This window comes from Pseudomonas sp. AM14(2022), from assembly GCF_036346455.1.
In the GTDB taxonomy this organism is placed as follows: Bacteria; Pseudomonadota; Gammaproteobacteria; order Pseudomonadales; family Pseudomonadaceae; genus Aquipseudomonas; species Aquipseudomonas putida_A.
Map to the genome: position 1 here is coordinate 36,256 of NZ_JAOTNY010000008.1, position 20,868 is coordinate 57,123.

A 20,868-nucleotide genomic window follows, 5' to 3' on the forward strand; every position below is an offset into this window, starting at 1 on the left:
GTTGTCATGGAATTCATCCGCAGCCGCATCGAAAACCAACTCATGAGCCTGACCGGGCTGTCCCTCGGTCAGCTCGACCTGGAAAATCCCAAGGGCGATCCCGGGCTGTTCGGGCCGAACTCGGTCAGTTGGCAAGTGCATGGCGATTTCAGCAGCATGCTGATCGGCGGCATCAGCGCGTTGTTGCTGCAAGCCCTGCATCCGCTGGCGCTGGCCGGGGTCTGGGACCATTCGAATTTTCGTCAGGACATGCTCGGACGTTTGCGCCGCACCAGTCAGTTTGTCTCCGGCACCACCTTCGGCTCGCGCCGCGACGCCGAATGGCTGATCGACAAAGTGCGCACCATTCACCTGCAAGTGGTCGGTACCGCACCGGATGGTCGGCCGTATGCCGCCAGCGATCCGGACCTGCTGACCTGGGTGCATGTGGCCGAGGTCAGTCACTTTCTTGCCGCGCATCTGCGTTACCGCAACCCGCATTTGTCAGCGGCGGATCAGGATCGTTACTACGCGGAAATCGCCGTGGTCGCCGAGCGCCTGGGTGCGCGGGACGTGCCGAAATCGCGGCAGGCCGTGGCCGACTATCTGCAACGCATGCGCCCGCAATTGCTCTGTGATGAACGCAGCCGCGAAGTTCTGCGCCTGCTGCTCGACGCCCCGGCTCCGAGCGTTCTCGCGCGGCCGTTTGGCGACCTGATGATGAAGGCCGGCATCGACCTGTTGCCGGAGTGGGCCAGCGCCATGTTCGGCATACGGCAGAACCCACTGCAACGCCAGCTGATCCGTGCCAGCGTCAAGCGCAGCGCGCCGATGCTGCGCTGGGCGATGCGCAACGGTTCGGTGCAGCGGGCCAAGCGGCGGATGGGAGTGCTGACCTGAAAAGCTTCGCGAGCAAGCCCGCTCCCACAGGGAATCCATGGTGTAAATCAGCCCCCTTGTGGGAGCGGGCTTGCTCGCGAAGGGCTTAACTCGGTTGCCCGCCAAACTGCTAAACTCCCGCGCCCCCATTCTCACCAGCAAGGCGCACGCATGTCTTCCTTGAATCAGGCGCTGCGCGCCGCCCTCGATAAACGCCAGAACCTGCTCGCTGAGCTGCACAGCCAGGGCACCGATTGCTATCGGCTGTTCCACGGCAGCCAGGAAGGCGCCGGTGGCCTGACCGTCGACCGCTACGGTCCGCAATTGCTGGTGCAAAGTTTTCACCAGACCCTGGAGCGTGACGACCTGCTGCAACTGCACGCCATGGTCAATCAGACCCTGGGCTTCGAAACCCTGCTGGTCTACAACGACCGCTCCCGCGGCAACTCGCGCATCGATCGCGAAGACAGCGTCTACAAGGCCGACGACGCCGCGCTGGCGGATCTGGTCGGCCACGAATGGGGCCTGAACTATCGCGTGCGCGGGCGGCATGCCGGGCAGGATCCGCTGCTGTTTCTCGACCTGCGCAACACCCGTGGCTGGGTCAAGGATCACGCCAAGGGTAAAAGTGTGCTCAACCTCTTTGCCTACACCTGTGGCGTCGGCCTGAGCGCCGCTGCCGGTGGTGCGCGTGAGGTGTGTAACCTCGACTTCGCCGAAGGCAATCTGGCAGTCGGCCGAGAAAACGGCCTGCTCAACCCGCAATTGCCCGAGATGCAATTCATCCAGTCCGATTACTTCCCGGCGATCCGTCAGCTCGCCGGCCTGCCGATCAGCCAGCGGCGCGGGCAGAAACTGCCGAGCTATCAGCGCCTCGAACAGCGCCAATACGATCTGGTGCTGCTCGACCCGCCCGCTTGGGCCAAGAGCGCCTTCGGCACCGTCGACCTGCTGCGCGACTATCAGAGCCTGCTCAAGCCGGCGCTGCTGACCACCGCTGACAACGGCGTGCTGATCTGCTGCAACAACTTGGCAAAAGTCAGCATGGACGACTGGCGCGAACAGGTTCTGCGTTGCGCCGAGAAAGCCGGGCGACCGGTCCGCGAATGGAGCGTGATGACCCCGGGCGCGGACTTCCCGTCGCTGGATCAACAGCCACCGCTGAAAACCCTGATCCTGCAGTTGTAACCCTCCTCTGCGGCTGACAGCTACCCACTGTGGGAGCGAGCCTGCTCGCGAAGGCGGCGTGTCAGTCAGCATATTTCTCGACTGATCCACCGCTTTCGCGAGCAAGCCCGCTCCCACAGGGTTTTGCGATCCTACAGAACAATCTGAACAATCCTGCCCCCCACGAGGTACTTCGGAACCAGAATCGCGTGCCATACTCCAAGGCACTCCGATTCAGACAGATGAAGCCGCACATGCCCAAAGGATTGATTCGCGCGATTGGCGCCTTGTTGACTGCTCTGGCCCTCTACAGCCTGCTGGGGTTTCTGATTTTGCCGGGCATTGCCCTGCGTATCGCCAACCAGCAACTGGCGAACTACGCCACGGTGCCCGCGCATATCCAGCGCATCGAACTCAATCCGTTCAGCCTGGAAGTCACCTTGTGGGGCCTGGTCGTCGGTGAGCCGGGCAAGGAGCAAGTCGGCTTCGAGCGGCTGTACGCCAACCTGCAACTCGACAGCCTGTGGACCAAGGCGCTGCATCTGGCTGATATCGAGCTGGACAAGCCGAAGACCGAAATCCTCTTCGCCAAGGACGGCCAGCTCAATCTGCTGGGCCTGTTCAAGATTCCCGCCAGCGAACCGACCCCGGCCGATCCGAATGCCAAGCCGTTCCCGCTGCGCATCGATCGCATCCAGCTGGCCGGTGGCAACGTACATTTCCAGGACGCCCGGCCGAGTGAACCGATCGAGTTCATCTACGACAAACTCGACTTCGAGCTGAAAAACCTCAGCACCCTCCCCGACGACAACGCCGACATGACCCTGGTCGCCGCCGGCCCGGCCGGTGGGCAGATCGACTGGAAAGGCAACTTCAGCCTGATCCCGTTCACCTCAGAGGGGACACTGAAAGTTACCGACGGCAAGATGAAATCCTTCTGGCCCTATGTGCGTGACGCGGTGCCACTGGTGCTCGAAGACGGCGTGCTGAATCTCAGCACCGAGTACAAACTGAATCTGTCGAAAGAAACCGAACTACAGCTGAACAACGTCGCGGTGAGCATTGCGCCATTCGCGATCAAGGCGCCGGACGGACGCCCATTGGCGAAACTTGAACGTCTCGACGTCAGCGAGACCTCACTGGACCTGGCCAAACAGCAAGTAGTGGTCGGCAAGATCCGCAGCAACAAACTGGAAACCTGGGCCGCGCTCGAAGCCGACGGCCAGCTCGACTGGCAGAAGCTGTTCGCCAGCCAGCCATCGAAACCTGCCGCCAAGGCCGCCGCCGAACCCAAGACCACTCCGGCCGCCGCCGACTCGCCGAAAGAGCCGGCCGCGCCGAGCAAGCCCTGGCAAGTGCTGCTCAAAGACGTCCAGTTACGCAACTACACCGTGCATCTCGCCGACCGTTCGGCCAACCCGCCGGTGGCGCTGGATGTAACGCCGCTGAACATTGATCTGCAGGATTTCGACAGCCTCAACGGTTCGCCCTTCAAGGTCAGGCTCGACAGCGGCTTGGGCAAACAAGGCAAGATCAACGCTGACGGGGTGGTCAACCTCGCGCCGGTCACCGCCCAGCTCAATGTGAAAACCCAGGACATCGACCTGCGCGTTGCACAGTCCTACATCAATCCGTTCATTCGCCTTGAGCTGCGCAGCGGCATGCTCGGCAGCGACCTCAAGGTCAACCTCAAGAGCACCGAACCGCTCGCACTCGGCGTGACCGGGCGCGCGCAGATCGATCAACTGCACACTCTCGACACCCTGAAAACCCGCGACTTCCTCAAGTGGCAGCAAGTGGTGGTTGAAGGCATCAACTATCAACACGGTGACAGCCTGTCGATCGACAAGGTCAACCTGTTCCAGCCGTACGCGCGGTTCATGATCAACGACGACCGCACCACCAACATCGACGATCTGCTGATCCCGCAGCCCGTCGACAATGGTGCGAAAACCGCAGCGGCGAAACCGGCCAGTAAAGACAAACCACTGGGCATTCACATCGGCGCGATTGCGATCAACGACGGCTCGGCCAACTTCGCCGACTTCAGCCTGACGCCGAATTTCGCTACGGCGGTCCAACAGCTCAACGGCCAGATCGGCACCATCGACAGTCGTCAGGCGAAACCGGCCAGCGTCGACATCAAGGGCAAGGTCGACCGCTATGCCCCGGTGACCATCAAAGGCGCGGTCAATCCATTCGACCCGATGGCCAGCCTCGACATCGCCACCAGTTTCAAACGCGTCGAGCTGACTACCCTGACCCCGTATTCCGGCAAGTTCGCCGGTTACCGCATCCGCAAGGGCCGGCTCAACCTCGACCTGCATTACCTGATCACCAAGGGCCAGTTGAAGGCTGAAAACAAAGTGGTGGTCGAGCAACTGCAACTCGGTGAAAAAGTCGACAGCCCGGATGCCGTGAGCCTGCCGCTGAAACTGGCGATTGCCCTGCTCAAGGACGTAGACGGCAAGATCTCCATCGAACTGCCAGTGACCGGCGACCTCAACAACCCGCAGTTCAGCGTGATGCCGATTGTCTGGCAGACCCTGCGCAACCTGATCGTCAAGGCCGCCGCCGCACCGTTCAAGATGATTGGCGGGCTGATCAACGGTGGCGGCTCCGAAGACCTCGGTACCGTGTCCTTTGCTGCGGGCTCAAGCGATTTGAGCAAGGATGCCGAAGCAGCGCTGGATAAACTGTCCCAAGCCCTTAAGGAACGTCCAGCCCTGCGCCTGGAAATCGAAGGCACTGCCGCACAGAGCAGCGACGGCCCGTTGATTGCCGAGCAGCGTCTGGAACGCGAATACCAGTACAACTACTACAAGATGCTCCAGCGCCGTGGCGACAAGGTGCCGGCCCAGGCTTCACTGCTGCAAGTGCCGGACAGCGAGAAAGGCCCGCTGCTCGAAGGCATCTACCGCACCCGTCTGAAAACCCAGCCACCGTCCGAATGGAAGGATCTGGGCAAGGAAGAACGCACGGCGAAAATGCGTGATGGCGTGATCAAGTTCTGGAGTTCCAGCGATGTACTGCTGCGGCAGCTGGGTCAGGAACGCGCCAGCAGCATCAAGGACTATCTGGTCGACAAAGGTCAACTGGCCGATGATCGGGTGTACTTCATCGATGCCAATCTGGGCGAAGCCGAGAGCGATGGCCGAGTGGTGACGCAAATGCACCTGGACGCCGAATGATGAACCACAAGTGGCTGCTTGCGCTGATGCTGGTGCTCGCCGCCAGCCCGGCTCTGGCCTCTGACACGCTGCGTTGTGGCAGTCAGTTGGTCAGCCTCGGTGACCGCGCCAGCGAAGTACTGCAGAAGTGTGGCGAACCGGTGAGCCGCGATGTCCTCGGCTACAAGCGCAGCGCCAACCGCCGCGAAGAATTTCAGGTCGAGGAATGGACATACGGCCCGAGCAACGGCATGTATCAATACCTGCGCTTTGAAGGCAATCGCCTGCGGCAGATCAACAGCAAGCGCGGTAATTGAACCAAAACCTATATCCCTGTGGGAGCGGGCTTGCTCGCGAATGCGGTGGGTCAGTTAATGAATATGCCTGCTGACACACCGCATTCGCGAGCAAGCCCGCTCCCACATTTCGTTTTTTATCACCTGAAAATAGAACAGGCCCCGACACAAGTGCCGGGGCCTGTAATGGTCACATCCGTGTGACCGTTCGCATGAACTCTAAAGTTGCGGCAGACGTATTGCTCGGCCCGTCTGTCGCGCCTTCTCCCGGTCCAGGCGAGAAGTCATGCCTTACTCGGCTTTCAGGCCGTCAGCGGAGACCGCTTTGACGCCTTTGATTTTCTTGGTGATGTTCACAGCGGTGGTTTTCTGAGCTTCGGTGACAGCGACGTCAGAAGACAGGGAAACCACACCTTTGTTGGTTTCGACTTTGATGTCGGTACCAGGAATGCCTTTTTCGGTTACCAGGTCGCTTTTGACTTTGGTAGTGATCCAGGTATCGGAAGTAGCTTCTTTAGCCTTGGTCATTTCACCAGCAGCCAGAGTCATTGGAGCCTGAGTAGCCTGGGTGGATTGTGCGAAAGCACCGGAAGCCATGGTCAGGGTCAGCGCGGTAGCAGCAGCGGCAGTGATAGCGAACTTCTTCATACGAGTAACTCCTGTTTTTCTGGAAAGTCTGCTGGTTGTCTTGTCAGCAGGGTTACTGGGTATATTGCGAAGGCTGTGCCAACTTTTCGAAAGGCAATAAATCGTTGTAAATCAAATAGTTACGAATTCAGCAAATTTTCGAAATCATGCAATTTGCATGACAAGTGCATTATCGACATGCAAGTTGCGGCTTTTCGGAAAGTTCCTAACACGCTGAAATTCTTGAAGCTTTTTCCAGTGCCAAAACACAAAAAAATGCCCCGCAAAGCAGGGCATTTTCCTTCAGACCATCGCATCAAGTGCCGCTGGCGGTGCAGCCTTTTGGCGAATAGTCAGCATTGACTGTTGTGGCGCAGGTCCACACACCAGAGGTGTTGCCTGTTGCGGCACCCGAACGGCTGAGTGTGATGGTTTTGCCCAATACCGGACCCGGTGCGTTCACCAATGTGCAAGTAATCGAGCCGGCACCGGTCGAGGCAGTTCCCGACGCCGCCAGCGTGCAGTTGGAGGTAGTGGCTGAAGCGCCCCCCGCCACCAGTGTCAGCGTAGGGTCAGTACCTTGATTAATGGTGTCCTCGAACGGCACCTTCAGCGCACTGATTTCGGCCAGACCTGCCGTCACTTTCGAACGCGCCTGGTATTTTGAGTATTGCGGCAAGGCGATGGTCGCCAGAATCCCGATGATCGCCACCACGATCAGCAGCTCGATCAGAGTGAAACCCTTTTGGTTGTTCATAGACAGGCTCTCCATGCATGAGTCGGAATCTCATGATCTGCAAAGGGCTCAGCATAGGCCGTGCCAACCGCTTGCAGACCCCGCACGCTCAGCATAAAGGTGCCGTGTCGCGCTTTCCTACAACCCGTAACCGCACTATCTGACACTTTTTGTCACCTGTACCGGGCGTGTTTGGCGCTGTCACTTGACTAGGCTATAAGTCATGAACTGTCAGCATCCGGAATCCCCATGAATGACATCGCTCTGAGCGGTCTGGCCAAGCAATTGGTGCAGGCCGAACTGCTTACGGAAAAAAGCGCCCAGCAGGCCTGGCAACAGGCGCAGCGCAATCGGCTGTCGCTGGTCAGCTACCTGGTGCAGAACAAACTGGTGAAGAGCTCACAGGTGGCCGAGATCGCTTCCGAGCATTTCGGTATGGCCTTCATGGACCTCAATTGCCTGGACAAGGAAACCCAGCCCAAAGGCCTGGTCAGTGAAAAACTGGTGCGCCAGCATCACGCCCTGCCCTTGTGGCGCCGTGGCAACAAACTGTTCGTGGGCATTTCCGACCCGAGTAATCATCAGGCGATCAATGACATCCAGTTCAGCACCGGGCTGAGCACCGAAGCCATTCTGGTGGAGGACGACAAGCTCACTGATGCCATCGAGAAATTCTTTGACACTCACGCCAGTGGTCTCGAAGACATGGCCGACGTCGATCTCGACGGCGTGGATGTCGAGTCCGTCGACGACAGCCGCCAGGACGCCATTGGCGGCCTCGACGCCGACGACGCGCCGGTTGTGCGCTTCGTGCACAAGATGCTGCTCGACGCGATCAAGAGTGGCTCGTCGGACTTGCACTTCGAACCCTACGAAAAAAACTTCAGGGTACGGGTGCGCACCGACGGCATCCTGCGTGAGGTGGCCAAACCGCCGATCCAGTTGGCCGGGCGAATCGCCGCACGCCTGAAAGTCATGGCCAGCCTGGACATCTCGGAACGCCGCAAACCTCAGGACGGGCGGATCAAGATGCGCCTGTCGAAGACCAAGTCGATCGACTTCCGGGTCAACACCTTGCCGACCCTGTGGGGAGAAAAAGTGGTGATCCGGATCCTCGATCCGTCCAGCGCGCAGATCGGCATCGATGCATTGGGTTACGAACCGGCGCAGAAAGAACTGTACATGGCCGCGCTCAAGCAGCCTCAAGGGATGATTCTGGTTACCGGGCCTACGGGTTCGGGGAAAACCGTATCGCTGTACACCGGCCTGAATATTCTCAACACCGTCGACATCAACATTTCCACCGCCGAAGACCCGGTGGAAATCAACATGGAAGGCATCAACCAGGTCAACGTCAATCCGAAACAGGGGCTGGATTTTGCTCAGGCTCTGCGTTCGTTTCTGCGTCAGGATCCGGACGTGATCATGGTCGGGGAAATCCGCGATCTGGAAACCGCCGAAATCGCGATCAAGGCGGCGCAGACCGGCCACCTGGTGCTGTCCACGCTGCACACCAACAGTGCCGCTGAGACTCTGACCCGCCTGCACAACATGGGCATCCCCGGGTTCAACATCGCCACCTCGGTCAGTCTGATCATTGCCCAGCGCCTGGCGCGCAAGCTGTGCAGCCACTGCAAGAAACCGATCGAGATCCCCCGCGAAACGCTGATCAAGGAAGGTTTCCCGCCGGAACAGATCGGCAGTTTCACGATCTATGAGCCGGTCGGTTGCGACCTCTGCAACGGCGGCTACAAGGGACGCGTGGGGATTTACGAAGTGGTGAAAAACACTCCTGACCTGCAACGGCTGATCATGGCCGAAGGCAATTCGCTGGAAATCGACAGCCAGATGCGTCGCGACGGCTTCGACGATCTGCGCACCTCCGGCCTGCACAAGGCCATGCAAGGCATCACCAGCCTGGAAGAAATCAACCGGGTCACCAAGGACTGAACATGGCGGTCAAGGCAGCGAAAATCAGCATCTACGCCTGGGAAGGCACGGATCGCAAAGGCAGCAAAGTCACGGGCGAGTTGAGCGGGCAGAACCCCGCGCTGATCAAGGCCCAGTTGCGCAAGCAGGGGATCAACCCGGGCAAGGTACGGAAGAAATCCACCTCTTTGCTCAACCTCGGCAAACGCATCAAAGCGCAGGACATCGCCCTGTTCACCCGGCAGATGGCAACCATGATGAAGGCCGGCGTACCGCTGTTGCAGTCGTTCGACATCATTGGCGAAGGCTTCGACAACCCGGCGATGCGCAAAGTGGTAGACGAGGTGAAGCAAGAGGTAGCGGCCGGCAACAGCTTCGCCGCCGCACTGCGCAAGAAGCCGCAGTATTTCGATGAGCTGTATTGCAACCTGGTGGATGCCGGCGAGCAATCCGGCGCCCTCGATACGTTGCTCGAACGGGTCGCGACCTATAAGGAAAAAAGCGAAGCACTCAAGGCCAAGATCAAGAAAGCCCTGACCTACCCCAGCGCCGTGGTGCTGGTGGCAATGGTCGTTACCGGGATTCTGCTGGTAAAAGTGGTGCCGCAGTTTCAATCGGTATTTTCCGGCTTCGGCGCCGAATTGCCGGCCTTCACCCTGATGGTAATCAGTATCTCGGAGTTCCTGCAGCAATGGTGGTGGGCGGTGCTTGGTGCGCTGATCGCGGCGGTGTTCGGCATCCGCCATGCGCTGAAGAAGTCCCAGGCCTTGCGCGACCGCAAGGACACCTGGCTGCTGAAGCTGCCGCTGGTGGGCACGCTGATGTACAAATCGGCAGTGGCGCGATTCGCCCGCACTCTGTCGACTACCTTTGCCGCTGGCGTACCGCTGGTGGAGGCACTGGATTCGGTGGCGGGTGCCACCGGTAACGTGGTGTTCAAACGCGCGGTGCTGCGCATCCGTCAGGACGTCGCCACCGGCATGCAGCTGAATTTCTCGATGCGCAGCACCGGCGTCTTCCCCAACATGGCGGTGCAGATGACCGCCATCGGTGAGGAATCGGGCGCGCTGGATGACATGCTCGACAAGGTCGCCGGTTTTTATGAAGAGGAAGTGGATAACATGGTCGACAACCTCACCAGCCTGATGGAGCCGTTCGTCATGGTGGTGCTCGGGGTCATCGTCGGCGGGCTGGTCGTGGCCATGTATCTGCCGATTTTCCAGCTTGGCTCAGCGATCTGACATGCCTATCGACGAACTCTTCAGTCTGTATCCGCTGGCCTTTGTGTGCACCGCCCTGCTGTTGGGTCTGGTGGTCGGCAGTTTCCTCAACGTACTGGTCTGGCGCCTGCCGAAAATGCTTGAGCGCGATTGGCGCCAGCAGGCGCAGGATGTCCTCGGCCTGCCGACCGAAACGCCACTGCCGACCTACAACCTGATGCTGCCGCACTCCCAGTGCCCACACTGCGGCCACCGGATTCGGGCTTGGGAAAACATTCCGCTGCTCAGTTACCTGGTGCTGCGCGGACGCTGTTCGGCGTGTGCCGCGCCCATCAGCAAACGTTATCCCCTGACCGAACTGGCCTGCGGCCTGCTTTCGGCATTCGTTGCCTGGCATTTGGGTTTCGGCTGGCCGGCGGGCCTGTTGATCGTCCTTACCTGGGGGCTGCTGGCGATGAGCCTGATCGACACCGAACATCAACTGCTGCCCGATGTGCTGGTGTTGCCGTTGTTGTGGCTGGGGCTGATCGTCAACAGTTTCGGGCTGTTCGTCTCGCTGCACGCGGCGTTGTGGGGTGCGGTGGCCGGTTACATGGCGCTGTGGTCGGTGTTCTGGCTGTTCAAGCTGCTGACCGGCAAGGACGGCATCGGCCACGGCGATTTCAAGCTGCTGGCGCTGCTCGGGGCCTGGGGCGGCTGGCAGATTCTGCCGCTGACGATCCTGCTGTCATCGCTGGTGGGGGCGATTGTCGGGGTGGTTCTACTGCGTCTGCGTGAGCAGAAAACCTCGACGCCGATGCCCTTCGGCCCGTATCTGGCAATTGCCGGCTGGATTGCCTTGCTCTGGGGTGGTCAAATAACCGACTTCTATTGGCAGTTTGTCGGTTTGAAATGAATACCCCTGTGGAAAAACCCTGGATTCTCGGCCTGACCGGCGGCATCGGCAGCGGCAAAAGCGCCGCGGCCCAGCACTTCATCGATCTCGGGATCCATGTGGTCGACGCCGATCACGCAGCGCGCTGGGTGGTCGAGCCGGGGCGTCCGGCACTGGCGAAGATTGCTGAACACTTCGGTTCCGGTGTCCTGCAAGCAGATGGCACGCTGGACCGTGCGGCCCTGCGCAAGTTGATCTTTGAAGTGCCTGAAGAACGCCGCTGGCTCGAAGCCCTGCTGCATCCGTTGATCGCCGAGGAAATCGCTCACCATCTGGCGCTGGCAAAATCGCCTTACGCGATTCTGGTTTCACCGTTGCTGATCGAATCCGGGCAGTACGCGATGACTCAAAGAATTCTGGTGATCGATGCCCCGCAACAACTGCAGATCGAACGCACCTTGCAGCGTGACCAGACCAGCGAACAGCAGGTCCAGGCGATCCTCAAGGCCCAGTCCAGCCGTGAAGACCGCGTGAGCCGTGCCGATGATGTGGTGGTCAACGACCGCGACCTCGCCTGGTTGCACAGCGAAGTCGAGCGCCTGCATCACTTTTACCTGACTTTATCCGGAGGCCAGTCATGAGCCCTACAACCGTCGAATGCCCAACCTGCGGCGCCCCCGTGGAATTCACCCCCGAGAACAAATTCCGCCCGTTCTGCTCCGATCGCTGCAAGCTGATCGACCTCGGCGCCTGGGCGTCCGAAGAGCACAAGATTCCGGTCGCCCCGGATGCCGAAGACGAAATGTTCTCCGGCGATTTCGACCCGCGTCACTGATCGCGATCAGGGCCGCATGAAGCCGTAGTCCTGATCGTCGTCGAGGTTTTCCGCGAGAAAGCGCAACTCGTCGGCCAGGTCTTCGGCGTTGCGCACCGTCTTGCTCTGTTGCACCACCGCGCTGAGCAAGGCGCGCAAACTCAGGCCCGGATCGAAACCCACCTCCAGCGCCATGTCCAGACTCTGCCGCGTTTCCTGCCTCGCCCACTCGTACACACTCATGCCGCTGCTCCTGAAGGAATTTGGCCGAGCATGAAATGCTGCGTGGATGACGGATTTGATGTGGATCAAGACTTGGGATCGTCGTCCTTCCACGGCGCCGAAAGGTAGCGGGTGCGGTTGAAGGTTTCCAGCCACTCCGGGCTGAACACCACCAGCGCGCTGATCACCATGCCGTTGATAAAGGCTTCGGGGAAAATCAGCAGCCACAGGTAGCCGATAAAATCTTCCAGCCATTCCGGCATGGCGAACAGACCGTCGTACCAGAGCAGGCCCAGACTCAGCGTCAGACACAGCAATGCGGACAACGCTGCGGCAAAGAACCCGGAACAGAAGATGTACACAAACAGATTTCGCGGCTGGGCACGCTCGACGAGGATCGCCACGCACTCGGTGATCAACACCGGCAACAGGATCAGCAACGTACCGTTGACCCCGACCGCCGCCAGATCCTGGCGCCCGAGCAACACCAGCCCGAGCTGCGCCACCAGCCCGCCGATGATCGCCAGCGGCCAGTCGAGCAGCAACGTCACGGCGGTCATACCGATGAAGTGATAAGAAACCCCGGTGTCGAAATCCCTGCGCACCATCCACAGCAGAAACAAGGCGAACACCGTGCCGAACAGCAGATGCTGGCGGCGACTGTCAGCGAACAACTCGACCCACGGCGCACGACAGATCGCCCACAACAGCACCGGCAGGTAAATCAGCCAGCCGAGTGTCAGGCTCGTCGAGGACAGCAGTTCTGCACCGATCATGAATCCCTTACCTTCTCCATGGGTTTGATTCCTTCATCGGAGTCTACACCGCCCTCTTCCGGGCATCAGCCGATGCAAAGCTTTCTGCTTGTCGCATTTGAACGCTAAGCTTGGCCTATGGATGACTCAGATTACTTACGCCTGCTGACCATTGCGGCCGAGCAAGCCAACGCGTTCCTGTCCAATGCCCGCAAATGGGAGCGTGAGCGTTGGGTCTGCCAGCGCCTGCTGCAAGGCTTGAACATTCCCTACCGTGTCGATGAGTTCGCCCCCGCCGGCGAGCCGCCGGACGTGCTGTTTCGCGATGCCAATTTCGAAGTGTTCTTCGTTCTCGATGAAGGCCGTCGGCTCAACGACGAATGGCGCGATGAACTGCAACGCCGCCGCAGTGCGTTTTCCCTCAGCCAGTTGGTGCGTCGTGAAGCCAAGCCACGGCGGATCCCGGCCAATGAATTCTTGCTGCGACTGGCGCCGACCTTGCGCAAAAAAGCGCACAACTACAAGGAACGCGGCATGGATCTGGGCGAACTGGACATCATCGCCTTCGCTAGCCTCAAGCGCGAAGTGCTGGACCTGAACAGCCATTTTCCACCACCGACCGAGTATCTGCGTCAGGGTTGGCGCTCGCTGTCGCTGGTCGGCCCGACCTTCGCCCGGGTGCTGTTCGCCCATCCCGATGCGCCGGACTTTCTGCGCAGCAACCTCGGTCGCAGCATCGTCTTCGATGTCGGGATCAGCCTGTGACGCCGCTGCAGCAGTTGATTGCCGACGTCCCGCAGACTGGCCGCGTACGCTGGATCGGCGTGCGCCCCGAGTCTCGCGGCCCGATGATCGAGCTCGACGCCGTCGAGGCACGGCTCGAAGCCGGATTGACCGGTGACCACGCCCGCCCCGGCGTGCGCAACGCGCGGCAAGTAACGTTGATTCAGTTCGAACACCTGGCGGTCATCAGCGCGCTGATGGGCCGGCCTGAAGATCAACCCGTGAGGCCTGAAGACCTGCGGCGCAATCTGGTCATCAGCGGTATCAATCTGTTTAGTCTCAAGGGTCGGCGCTTTCGCATCGGTCAGGCAATATTCGAGACCACCGGTTGGTGCCAGCCCTGTGCGCGCCTGCAAAACAACCTCGGTCCCGGCACCTTTCAAGCGGTGCGCGGGCATGGCGGAATAACCGCGCGGGTGTTACAAAGCGGGATCATTCGCCTCGACGACGGTGTGTCTGTCGAACCGGTTCCGGACAGCGGCTATGCTGCGTTCAACCCCGGTTGAAAACCGCTGTAGCTTCTGCACATTCAGCAACGTCTACCTGACGAGGCCTTTATGACCAGCCGCCTGAACCCCGAAGACCAAAAGCATGTCGAAGAGTACCTGCAACTGTCCCAACACCGTGTCGAGCGCCGGCCTTTTCGGCCGTGGATGCTCCTGGTGCTGGTGCTGGCAGTGACCATTGGTCTGGGCCTGCTGAGCCGACTTATCAGTTACCTGACGCTATGAGCAGCATTGCGCTCGCGAAGGTGATTGCACCGATTTCCTTTAAAAACCTTGCGAGTGATCCCTATGTCCCATCGTATTGTTATTGTCGGCGGCGGCGCCGGCGGTCTGGAGTTGGCTACCCGTCTGGGTAAGACTCTGGGCAAGCGCGGCACGGCCAGTGTGATGCTGGTCGACGCGAACCTCACGCACATCTGGAAGCCCCTGCTGCACGAAGTGGCCGCCGGATCGCTGAACTCTTCCGAGGATGAACTCAACTATGTTGCCCAGGCGAAATGGAACCACTTCGAGTTCCAGCTGGGACGCATGAGCGGGCTCGATCGCGCGCAGAAGAAAATCCAGCTGGCGGCCACCTACGACGAAAACGGCGTGGAACTGGTTCCTGCGCGTGAAGTGGCCTACGACACGCTGGTGATCAGCGTCGGCAGCACCACCAACGATTTCGGCACCCAGGGCGCAGCGCAGCACTGCCTGTTCCTCGACACCCGCAAACAGGCCGAACGCTTCCACCAGCAGTTGCTCAACCACTACCTGCGCGCGCATGCCGGGCAGACCGATGTGATCGAGCAGATCAGTGTGGCGATCGTCGGGGCCGGCGCCACGGGTGTCGAGCTGGCGGCAGAACTGCACAATGCCGCACACGAACTGGCGGCCTACGGTCTGGACCGAATCAAACCGGAAAACATGCACATCACCCTGATCGAAGCCGGCCCACGGGTGTTGCCAGCCCTGCCGGAGCGCATCAGCGGCCCGGTGCACAAGACCCTGGAGAAACTCGGGGTCAATGTGATGACCAACGCTTCGGTCAGCGAAGTGACCGCCGACAGCCTGATCACCGCTGATGGCAACGTGATAAAGGCCAGCCTGAAAGTCTGGGCCGCCGGGATTCGCGCGCCGGGTTTCCTCAAGGACATCGACGGCCTGGAGACCAACCGCATCAACCAGCTGCAAGTGCTGCCGACGTTGCAGACCACCCGCGACGAAAACATTTTCGCCTTCGGTGACTGCGCCGCCTGCCCGCAACCGGGTTCGGATCGCAACGTGCCGCCGCGTGCGCAAGCCGCGCACCAACAAGCTTCGTTGCTGGCCAAGTCGCTGAAGCTGCGTATCGAAGGCAAAACCCTGCCGGAGTACAAGTACACCGACTACGGCTCGCTGATTTCGCTGTCGCGTTTTTCGGCTGTGGGTAACTTGATGGGTAACCTGACCGGCAGTGTGATGCTGGAGGGCTGGCTGGCGCGGATGTTCTACGTGTCGCTGTACCGCATGCACCAGATGGCACTGTACGGACCGTTCCGCACGGCGATGCTGATGCTGGGCAGCAAGATCGGTCGCGGCACCGAGCCACGCTTGAAGCTGCATTGATTTAAAAACGGTGGGAGCGGGCTTGCTCGCGAAGAGGTCGTGTCATTCAACATTCATGTCGACTGATACACCGCTTTCGCGAGCAAGCCCGCTCCCACACTGTTTTGCGCAGCTCAAAAATCCAGCAATCGATCTCTGCACATCAGAGCTGGAAGCGCCGTACCATGCCTTGCAGCGCGTTGGCCAGTTGCGACAGTTGGTGACTCGACGCGCTGGTCTGATCGGCTCCCGCTGCCGAACGCACCGACAGGTCGCGAATATTCACCAGATTACGATCCACTTCCCGCGCAACTTGCGCCTGCTCCTCCGCCGCACTGGCGATCACCAGATTGCGCTCATGAATCTCATGCACTGACGCGGTGATGGTTTCCAGCGCCTCCCCGGCGCGCTCGGCCAACGCCAGCGTGGTCGTGGCCCGCGCAGCGCTGGCCTGCATCGAATCCAGCGCCAGGCTTGAACCGGTGCGCATGCCCTGCACCATCTGCTCGATCTCCTGCGTCGATTGCTGAGTGCGATAGGCCAGCGCCCGCACCTCATCGGCAACCACCGCAAAACCGCGTCCGCTCTCCCCTGCGCGGGCTGCCTCAATGGCCGCGTTGAGCGCAAGCAGGTTGGTCTGCTCGGCAATCGCACGGATCACATCCAGCACTTTGCCGATGTCCTGTGACTGGTTGGCCAGCGATTGCACCAACTCGCCGGTGTGCTGCACGTCGCTGGCCAGCGCATTGATGGCCGACGCGGTGTCACCGACCCGCGCCTGCCCCAGTTGCGCCGACTCACTGGATTGACGGGTGGCATCGGACGTCGACACCGCGTTGCGCGCGACTTCTTCAACCGCCGTGGTCATTTCATTGACCGCCGTGGCGGCCTGTTCGATTTCGTTGTTCTGCTGCTGCAGGCCTTGTGTGCTGTCGAGCGTCACCGCGTTGAGCTCATCGGCAGCGGTGGCCAATTGCGTGGCCGAACCGCTGATGCCTTGCAGCGTTTCCCGCAGGTTCTGCTGCATGGTTGCCAGCGCCTTGAGCAAACGGCTGACTTCATCGTTACCGTGGGTTTCGATCGGTCGGGTCAGATCGCCACTGGCCACGCTTTCGGCAGCGCTGACAGCGCTGCTCAGCGGACGGACGATGCTACGGGTGAGCAACATGGCCAGCGCCACGGTGGCCAGCGCCGCCAGCGCGATGAACAGACTGACGATGGTGCGTGAGGTCTGGTAGTGGTCAGCGGATTTCTGGCTCTCCGCAGCAACCTGTTTGGCGAACAGATCCGCCAGGTCATTGAGCTGCTTGCCGGAGCCGTCGACCACGGTTTTCATATCAACCAGCAACAATTTGGTCAGTTCGTCACGCTGGCCTTGATCGGCCAGGGTGAAGGATTGCGCGATGCCGGTGCGATACGCGGCGAAGGTTTTTTTGAACTGGTCATAGAGCTGCTGGCCTTCCGCCGTGGTGACCAGTTTGTCGTAGGCGGCGATCTTCTCGCTCAGCTCCTTGTCGCGGGTATCCATCTGGCTGCGGTAAGTCGCGACGTTCTTCGGATCCTGATCAAGCGCCATGCGCAGGGAAATCGTGCGGATCCGCAGCATCAACTCACGAATCTCGTCGCCGCCGCGAATACTCGGCAGCCACTGGCTCTCTACCGCAACTTCACTGTCACGGATGCTCGACATCTGCCCCAAGGCAAATACCCCAAGCAACGCCACCAGTACCGCGATCAGGGCAAAACCCAGTGCGGCACGTGGAGCAATATTCAACTGACGAAGCAACATGACGGACGCCCTTATTCTTGTATTGGCCAGATTGAAGGGGCGAACAGCGGCAGTCCCCTCTCGTTAGCGGGCTATCGGCAAGTTGTACGATGACTTGAAGGGAATTGTCTTTCGCGAGGACAAAAAAAATCCCCGTATCTTTCGATACGAGGATTTTTAATATGGTCGGGGTAAGGGGATTCGAACTCCTGACATCCTGCTCCCAAAGCAGGCGCGCTACCGGACTGCGCTATACCCCGGTAAAAAAAAGGCGACCTTTCAAAGATCGCCTTCTTCGATCAGCGCTTTTGGCCTCTGATCTTAAGATTCGATCCCAGTGTTACCTGGTTTCAAAAATGGTGGGTCGTGTGGGATTCGAACCTACGACCAATTGGTTAAAAGCCAACTGCTCTACCAACTGAGCTAACGACCCAAAAATGGTCGGGGTAAGGGGATTCGAACTCCTGACATCCTGCTCCCAAAGCAGGCGCGCTACCGGACTGCGCTATACCCCGGTTTGAAATTGGCTCCGTGACCAGGACTCGAACCTGGGACCCAATGATTAACAGTCATTTGCTCTACCGACTGAGCTATCACGGAACTACATATTTCAATTTACAACGGTGAAACTTACAGCTCTTAGACTTCCGTTCGCATCGCTGCGTTCGTGTGTCTGAGGCGCGCTATTCTACAACCTAGAACACCTCTGTCAACCCCCTAAATCGCTTTCAAGTTAATGATTTGCAACTTATTTCAGATTTCAGCTCAGTGAGCTGAGATGCTGCGGGTGACTGACTGCGGGGCGCACTTTACAAGCCTTTTCCTTAGACTTCAACAGCCTAACGAAAAAAAGGCCTCGCAAAGCGAGGCCTTTCTTATTTCATTGGCGTTGCCGCTCAGTCGAAAACGATTTCGTCGTTCACGACCTTGCCGGTTGCTGTATCGCCCGGCAGGAAATGCCCCGACAGGATCAACTGCGCCAACGGGTTTTCGATCCAGCGCTGGATCGCACGTTTGAGTGGACGTGCGCCATAAACCGGGTCGTAACCAACGGCAATCAGCTTGTCCATCGCTTCCGGACTCAGTTCCAGCTTCAGCTCGCGCTCGGCCAGACGACTGCGCAGACGGCCCAACTGGATCTCGGTAATGCCCGCGATCTGATCCCGCGCCAGTGGCTCGAAGATCACTACTTCGTCGACCCGGTTGATGAACTCGGGACGGAAGTGCGACGTCAGCGCGTCCATCACCGCTGCACGCTGGGCCTCACGATCACCGACCAGTTCCTGGATCTGCGACGAACCGAGGTTCGAGGTCATGACGATCACGGTATTGCGGAAATCCACCGTGCGTCCGTGGCTGTCGGTCAGCCGTCCATCCTCAAGCACTTGCAGCAGGATGTTGAACACGTCCGGATGCGCTTTCTCGACCTCGTCCAGCAGGATCACCGAGTAAGGCTTGCGACGCACCGCTTCGGTCAGGTAACCGCCCTCCTCGTAGCCAACATAGCCTGGTGGCGCACCGATCAGCCGCGCCACGGAATGTTTCTCCATGAACTCGGACATGTCGATCCGCACCATCGCCTCTTCGGTATCAAAGAGGAATTCGGCCAGCGCCTTGCACAGCTCGGTTTTACCGACACCGGTAGGGCCGAGGAACATGAACGAGCCGCTCGGACGATTCGGATCCGCCAGTCCGGCACGCGAGCGCCGTACCGCGTTGGCGACCGCGACCACCGCCTCGTCCTGACCAATCACACGCTGATGCAACAGGCTTTCCATCTTCATCAGCTTGTCGCGCTCGCCTTCGAGCATTTTCGACACCGGAATACCGGTCCACTTCGACACGACTTCGGCGATTTCCTCTTCGGTCACCTTGCTGCGCAGCAACTGGTTTTCGCTCTTGCCGTGCTGGTCGACCATTTGCAGGCTGCGCTCCAGATCCGGGATCACCCCGTACTGCAATTCGGCCATGCGGTTGAGGTCGCCTTTACGGCGCGCCGCTTCCAGCTCCTGACGCGACTGCTCGATCTTTTGCTGAATCTGCGCCGAACCCTGTACCTCGGCTTTTTCCGAGTTCCAGATTTCTTCCAGATCCGAATATTCACGCTCGAGGCGGACGATTTCTTCCTGGAGTTTTTCCAGGCGTTTCATCGCCGCTTCATCGCTTTCTTTCTTCAGCGCCTGGGATTCCACCTTGAGCTGAATCAAACGACGTTCCAGACGATCCAGCACTTCCGGCTTGGAGTCGATCTCCATGCGGATACGGCTGGCGGCCTCGTCGATCAGGTCGATGGCCTTGTCCGGCAACTGCCGGTCAGTGATATAGCGATGGCTGAGCTTGGCCGCGGCGATGATCGCGCCGTCGGTGATCGCCACTTTATGGTGAACCTCATAACGCTCCTTGAGGCCACGCAGAATGGCGATGGTGTCTTCTTCGCTCGGCTCGTCCACCAGCACTTTCTGGAAACGCCGTTCGAGGGCCGCATCCTTCTCTATATATTGGCGGTACTCGTTGAGCGTGGTAGCGCCGACGCAGTGCAGCTCACCGCGCGCCAGTGCCGGTTTAAGCATGTTGCCGGCATCCATCGAGCCTTCGCCCTTACCCGCGCCGACCATGGTGTGCAGCTCGTCGATGAACAGAATGATCTGCCCTTCCTGCTTCGACAGCTCGTTGAGCAGCGCTTTCAGGCGTTCCTCGAACTCACCGCGATACTTTGCACCGGCAATCAGCGCACCCATGTCCAGCGACAGCAGACGTTTGCCCTTGAGGCCGTCCGGCACTTCGCCGTTGATAATGCGCTGGGCCAGACCTTCGGCAATCGCGGTTTTACCTACGCCAGGTTCACCGATCAGCACCGGGTTGTTCTTGGTGCGACGCTGCAGAACCTGAATAGTGCGGCGGATTTCGTCATCACGGCCGATCACCGGATCGAGCTTGCCGTCTTCGGCGCGCTTGGTCAGGTCGACGGTGTATTTGTCCAGCGCCTGACGCGACTCTTCGTGGTTGGCGTCATTTACCGCCTCACCACCGCGCAGATTGTTGATCGCGTTTTCCAGGGCTTTCTTGCTCACGCCCTGACCGAGCAGCAGTTTGCCGAGTTTGCTGTTCTCGTCCATCGCGGCGAGCAGCACCAGCTCGCTGGAAATGAACTGGTCGCCCTTCTGCTGGGCCAGGCGATCGGCCTGATTGAGCAGACGCGCCAGATCCTGCGACATGTTGACGTCGCCGGTCGGGTTCTGGATTTTCGGTAATTGATCGAGCTCTTTGGTCAGCTCTTTGCGCAGGCTGTTGACGTCGAAGCCCACTTGCATCAACAGGGGTTTGATCGAACCACCCTGCTGTTCAAGCATGGCCTGCATCAAGTGCGCCGGCTCGATGGCCGGATGATCATGGCCAACGGCCAGGGATTGGGCGTCGGACAACGCCAACTGTAATTTGCTGGTTAAACGGTCTATACGCATGGGGTCACCTTCCTTTTGAGCAGGCCGGACCTAAAAACCATCCTGAATAAAGAAACCTGCCAGATACCACTGTAGATGCGGTCGATTCTGGGAGATTCAAGCGTCAGCGAGTTGAT

Annotated in this window: 19 protein-coding genes, 4 tRNA genes and 1 pseudogene; 13 read left to right on the forward strand and 11 right to left on the reverse strand. The window is 59.6% G+C overall.

The window, feature by feature from the left end:
- Positions 1–6 precede the first annotated feature (6 nt).
- From V3W27_RS16900 to V3W27_RS16915, 4 genes are all read left to right on the forward strand, one after another.
- On the forward strand, positions 7–879 hold the full coding sequence (locus V3W27_RS16900; RefSeq protein ID WP_247269212.1) for an oxygenase MpaB family protein: 873 nt from the start codon (positions 7–9) through the stop codon (positions 877–879).
- A gap of 150 nt (positions 880–1,029) precedes the next feature.
- Positions 1,030–2,046, forward strand: a complete 1,017-nt coding sequence (locus V3W27_RS16905) for a class I SAM-dependent rRNA methyltransferase (RefSeq protein ID WP_330207114.1) — start codon at positions 1,030–1,032, stop codon at positions 2,044–2,046.
- A gap of 221 nt (positions 2,047–2,267) precedes the next feature.
- Positions 2,268–5,216: a DUF748 domain-containing protein gene (locus V3W27_RS16910; protein WP_330207115.1), complete on the forward strand. Its 2,949-nt coding sequence runs from the start codon at positions 2,268–2,270 to the stop codon at positions 5,214–5,216.
- On the forward strand, positions 5,216–5,512 hold the full coding sequence (locus V3W27_RS16915) for a DUF2845 domain-containing protein (RefSeq protein ID WP_027614107.1): 297 nt from the start codon (positions 5,216–5,218) through the stop codon (positions 5,510–5,512). The genes V3W27_RS16910 and V3W27_RS16915 overlap by 1 nt, the downstream gene beginning before the upstream one ends.
- 270 nt (positions 5,513–5,782) lie before the next feature.
- Here the strand turns inward: V3W27_RS16915 and V3W27_RS16920 are convergent, their stop codons facing one another.
- Both V3W27_RS16920 and V3W27_RS16925 read right to left on the reverse strand, forming a co-directional pair.
- Positions 5,783–6,139: a BON domain-containing protein gene (locus tag V3W27_RS16920; protein WP_007963876.1), complete on the reverse strand. Its 357-nt coding sequence runs from the start codon at positions 6,137–6,139 to the stop codon at positions 5,783–5,785.
- Positions 6,140–6,434: 295 nt separating this feature from the next.
- On the reverse strand, positions 6,435–6,875 hold the full coding sequence (locus tag V3W27_RS16925; RefSeq protein WP_027614108.1) for a pilin: 441 nt from the start codon (positions 6,873–6,875) through the stop codon (positions 6,435–6,437).
- A 228-nt stretch (positions 6,876–7,103) separates the two neighbouring features.
- On the opposite strand from V3W27_RS16925, the gene pilB reads away from it, so the two are divergent.
- Genes pilB through yacG form a run of 5 tightly spaced genes read left to right on the forward strand, consistent with a single transcriptional unit; the run spans position 7,104 to position 11,712 of the window.
- Positions 7,104–8,804 (forward strand): type IV-A pilus assembly ATPase PilB, encoded by a 1,701-nt coding sequence (gene pilB, locus V3W27_RS16930; protein ID WP_330207116.1) that lies wholly within the window; start codon positions 7,104–7,106, stop codon positions 8,802–8,804.
- Between the two features lie 2 nt (positions 8,805–8,806).
- Positions 8,807–10,024 carry a type II secretion system F family protein gene (locus V3W27_RS16935; RefSeq protein WP_330207117.1) on the forward strand — a complete coding sequence of 406 codons (1,218 nt, stop codon included), beginning with the start codon at positions 8,807–8,809 and terminating at the stop codon, positions 10,022–10,024.
- A gap of 1 nt (position 10,025) precedes the next feature.
- Positions 10,026–10,898 carry a prepilin peptidase gene (locus V3W27_RS16940; RefSeq protein ID WP_330207118.1) on the forward strand — a complete coding sequence of 291 codons (873 nt, stop codon included), beginning with the start codon at positions 10,026–10,028 and terminating at the stop codon, positions 10,896–10,898.
- Positions 10,895–11,518, forward strand: coding sequence for a dephospho-CoA kinase (gene coaE / locus V3W27_RS16945; RefSeq protein WP_096795220.1), 624 nt, complete (start codon positions 10,895–10,897; stop codon positions 11,516–11,518). The genes V3W27_RS16940 and coaE overlap by 4 nt, the downstream gene beginning before the upstream one ends.
- The gene (gene yacG, locus V3W27_RS16950) at positions 11,515–11,712 is read left to right on the forward strand and encodes a DNA gyrase inhibitor YacG (protein WP_003228296.1); all 198 of its coding nucleotides are present in this window, start codon (positions 11,515–11,517) and stop codon (positions 11,710–11,712) included. Before coaE ends, yacG begins: the two co-directional genes overlap by 4 nt.
- Before the next feature lie 6 nt (positions 11,713–11,718).
- Here yacG and V3W27_RS16955 read toward each other — a convergent pair whose 3' ends face one another.
- Both V3W27_RS16955 and V3W27_RS16960 read right to left on the reverse strand, forming a co-directional pair.
- The gene (locus V3W27_RS16955) at positions 11,719–11,934 is read right to left on the reverse strand and encodes a hypothetical protein (RefSeq protein WP_003228298.1); all 216 of its coding nucleotides are present in this window, start codon (positions 11,932–11,934) and stop codon (positions 11,719–11,721) included.
- 65 nt (positions 11,935–11,999) lie between these two features.
- Entirely contained in the window at positions 12,000–12,689 is a 690-nt protein-coding gene (locus V3W27_RS16960; RefSeq protein ID WP_330207119.1) for an energy-coupling factor ABC transporter permease, read from the reverse strand.
- A 117-nt stretch (positions 12,690–12,806) separates the two neighbouring features.
- Here V3W27_RS16960 and V3W27_RS16965 point away from each other — a divergent pair, with 117 nt between their 5' ends.
- The 4 genes from V3W27_RS16965 to V3W27_RS16980 all read left to right on the forward strand — a co-directional run bounded on the left by V3W27_RS16965 (position 12,807) and on the right by V3W27_RS16980 (position 15,544).
- Positions 12,807–13,433, forward strand: coding sequence for a DUF1780 domain-containing protein (locus V3W27_RS16965; protein ID WP_025108806.1), 627 nt, complete (start codon positions 12,807–12,809; stop codon positions 13,431–13,433).
- Positions 13,430–13,957 carry an MOSC domain-containing protein gene (locus tag V3W27_RS16970; RefSeq protein ID WP_096795222.1) on the forward strand — a complete coding sequence of 176 codons (528 nt, stop codon included), beginning with the start codon at positions 13,430–13,432 and terminating at the stop codon, positions 13,955–13,957. The genes V3W27_RS16965 and V3W27_RS16970 overlap by 4 nt, the downstream gene beginning before the upstream one ends.
- 51 nt (positions 13,958–14,008) lie before the next feature.
- Positions 14,009–14,182, forward strand: coding sequence for a DUF3094 family protein (locus tag V3W27_RS16975; protein ID WP_003228304.1), 174 nt, complete (start codon positions 14,009–14,011; stop codon positions 14,180–14,182).
- 63 nt (positions 14,183–14,245) lie between these two features.
- Positions 14,246–15,544 (forward strand): NAD(P)/FAD-dependent oxidoreductase, encoded by a 1,299-nt coding sequence (locus tag V3W27_RS16980; RefSeq protein WP_285376161.1) that lies wholly within the window; start codon positions 14,246–14,248, stop codon positions 15,542–15,544.
- Between the two features lie 142 nt (positions 15,545–15,686).
- Here V3W27_RS16980 and V3W27_RS28250 read toward each other — a convergent pair whose 3' ends face one another.
- From V3W27_RS28250 to clpB, 7 genes and pseudogenes are all read right to left on the reverse strand, one after another.
- Positions 15,687–16,550, reverse strand: coding sequence for a methyl-accepting chemotaxis protein (locus V3W27_RS28250; protein ID WP_442962661.1), 864 nt, complete (start codon positions 16,548–16,550; stop codon positions 15,687–15,689).
- A pseudogene (locus tag V3W27_RS28255) lies at positions 16,542–17,312 on the reverse strand (MCP four helix bundle domain-containing protein); the annotation flags it as partial. The pseudogene V3W27_RS28255 and the gene V3W27_RS28250, both read right to left, overlap by 9 nt.
- Positions 17,313–17,474: 162 nt before the next feature.
- Positions 17,475–17,551, reverse strand: a tRNA-Pro gene (locus V3W27_RS16990).
- Between the two features lie 97 nt (positions 17,552–17,648).
- Positions 17,649–17,724, reverse strand: a tRNA-Lys gene (locus V3W27_RS16995).
- Positions 17,725–17,729: 5 nt separating this feature from the next.
- Positions 17,730–17,806 (reverse strand) — tRNA-Pro (locus V3W27_RS17000).
- 9 nt (positions 17,807–17,815) lie between these two features.
- Positions 17,816–17,891 (reverse strand) — tRNA-Asn (locus V3W27_RS17005).
- A gap of 296 nt (positions 17,892–18,187) precedes the next feature.
- Complete coding sequence (clpB, locus tag V3W27_RS17010) at positions 18,188–20,752, reverse strand: ATP-dependent chaperone ClpB (protein ID WP_007963856.1); 2,565 nt, start codon at positions 20,750–20,752, stop codon at positions 18,188–18,190.
- Between the last annotated feature and the right edge of the window lie 116 nt (positions 20,753–20,868).

What these genes read in the sequence shown, in the direction of transcription:
- pilB (WP_330207116.1), top strand. Translation starts at nt 7,104, where the DNA reads ATGAATGACATCGCTCTGAGCGGTCTGGCCAAGCAATTGGTGCAGGCC.
- V3W27_RS16915 (WP_027614107.1), top strand. Translation starts at nt 5,216, where the DNA reads ATGAACCACAAGTGGCTGCTTGCGCTGATGCTGGTGCTCGCCGCCAGC.
- V3W27_RS16980 (WP_285376161.1), top strand. Translation starts at nt 14,246, where the DNA reads ATGTCCCATCGTATTGTTATTGTCGGCGGCGGCGCCGGCGGTCTGGAG.
- V3W27_RS16905 (WP_330207114.1), top strand. Translation starts at nt 1,030, where the DNA reads ATGTCTTCCTTGAATCAGGCGCTGCGCGCCGCCCTCGATAAACGCCAG.
- V3W27_RS16920 (WP_007963876.1), bottom strand. Translation starts at nt 6,139, where the DNA reads ATGAAGAAGTTCGCTATCACTGCCGCTGCTGCTACCGCGCTGACCCTG.
- V3W27_RS16925 (WP_027614108.1), bottom strand. Translation starts at nt 6,875, where the DNA reads ATGAACAACCAAAAGGGTTTCACTCTGATCGAGCTGCTGATCGTGGTG.
- V3W27_RS16900 (WP_247269212.1), top strand. Translation starts at nt 7, where the DNA reads ATGGAATTCATCCGCAGCCGCATCGAAAACCAACTCATGAGCCTGACC.
- V3W27_RS16960 (WP_330207119.1), bottom strand. Translation starts at nt 12,689, where the DNA reads ATGATCGGTGCAGAACTGCTGTCCTCGACGAGCCTGACACTCGGCTGG.
- V3W27_RS16935 (WP_330207117.1), top strand. Translation starts at nt 8,807, where the DNA reads ATGGCGGTCAAGGCAGCGAAAATCAGCATCTACGCCTGGGAAGGCACG.
- V3W27_RS16940 (WP_330207118.1), top strand. Translation starts at nt 10,026, where the DNA reads ATGCCTATCGACGAACTCTTCAGTCTGTATCCGCTGGCCTTTGTGTGC.
- yacG (WP_003228296.1), top strand. Translation starts at nt 11,515, where the DNA reads ATGAGCCCTACAACCGTCGAATGCCCAACCTGCGGCGCCCCCGTGGAA.
- V3W27_RS16975 (WP_003228304.1), top strand. Translation starts at nt 14,009, where the DNA reads ATGACCAGCCGCCTGAACCCCGAAGACCAAAAGCATGTCGAAGAGTAC.
- coaE (WP_096795220.1), top strand. Translation starts at nt 10,895, where the DNA reads ATGAATACCCCTGTGGAAAAACCCTGGATTCTCGGCCTGACCGGCGGC.
- V3W27_RS28250 (WP_442962661.1), bottom strand. Translation starts at nt 16,550, where the DNA reads ATGCAGCAGAACCTGCGGGAAACGCTGCAAGGCATCAGCGGTTCGGCC.
- V3W27_RS16965 (WP_025108806.1), top strand. Translation starts at nt 12,807, where the DNA reads ATGGATGACTCAGATTACTTACGCCTGCTGACCATTGCGGCCGAGCAA.
- V3W27_RS16910 (WP_330207115.1), top strand. Translation starts at nt 2,268, where the DNA reads ATGAAGCCGCACATGCCCAAAGGATTGATTCGCGCGATTGGCGCCTTG.
- clpB (WP_007963856.1), bottom strand. Translation starts at nt 20,752, where the DNA reads ATGCGTATAGACCGTTTAACCAGCAAATTACAGTTGGCGTTGTCCGAC.
- V3W27_RS16955 (WP_003228298.1), bottom strand. Translation starts at nt 11,934, where the DNA reads ATGAGTGTGTACGAGTGGGCGAGGCAGGAAACGCGGCAGAGTCTGGAC.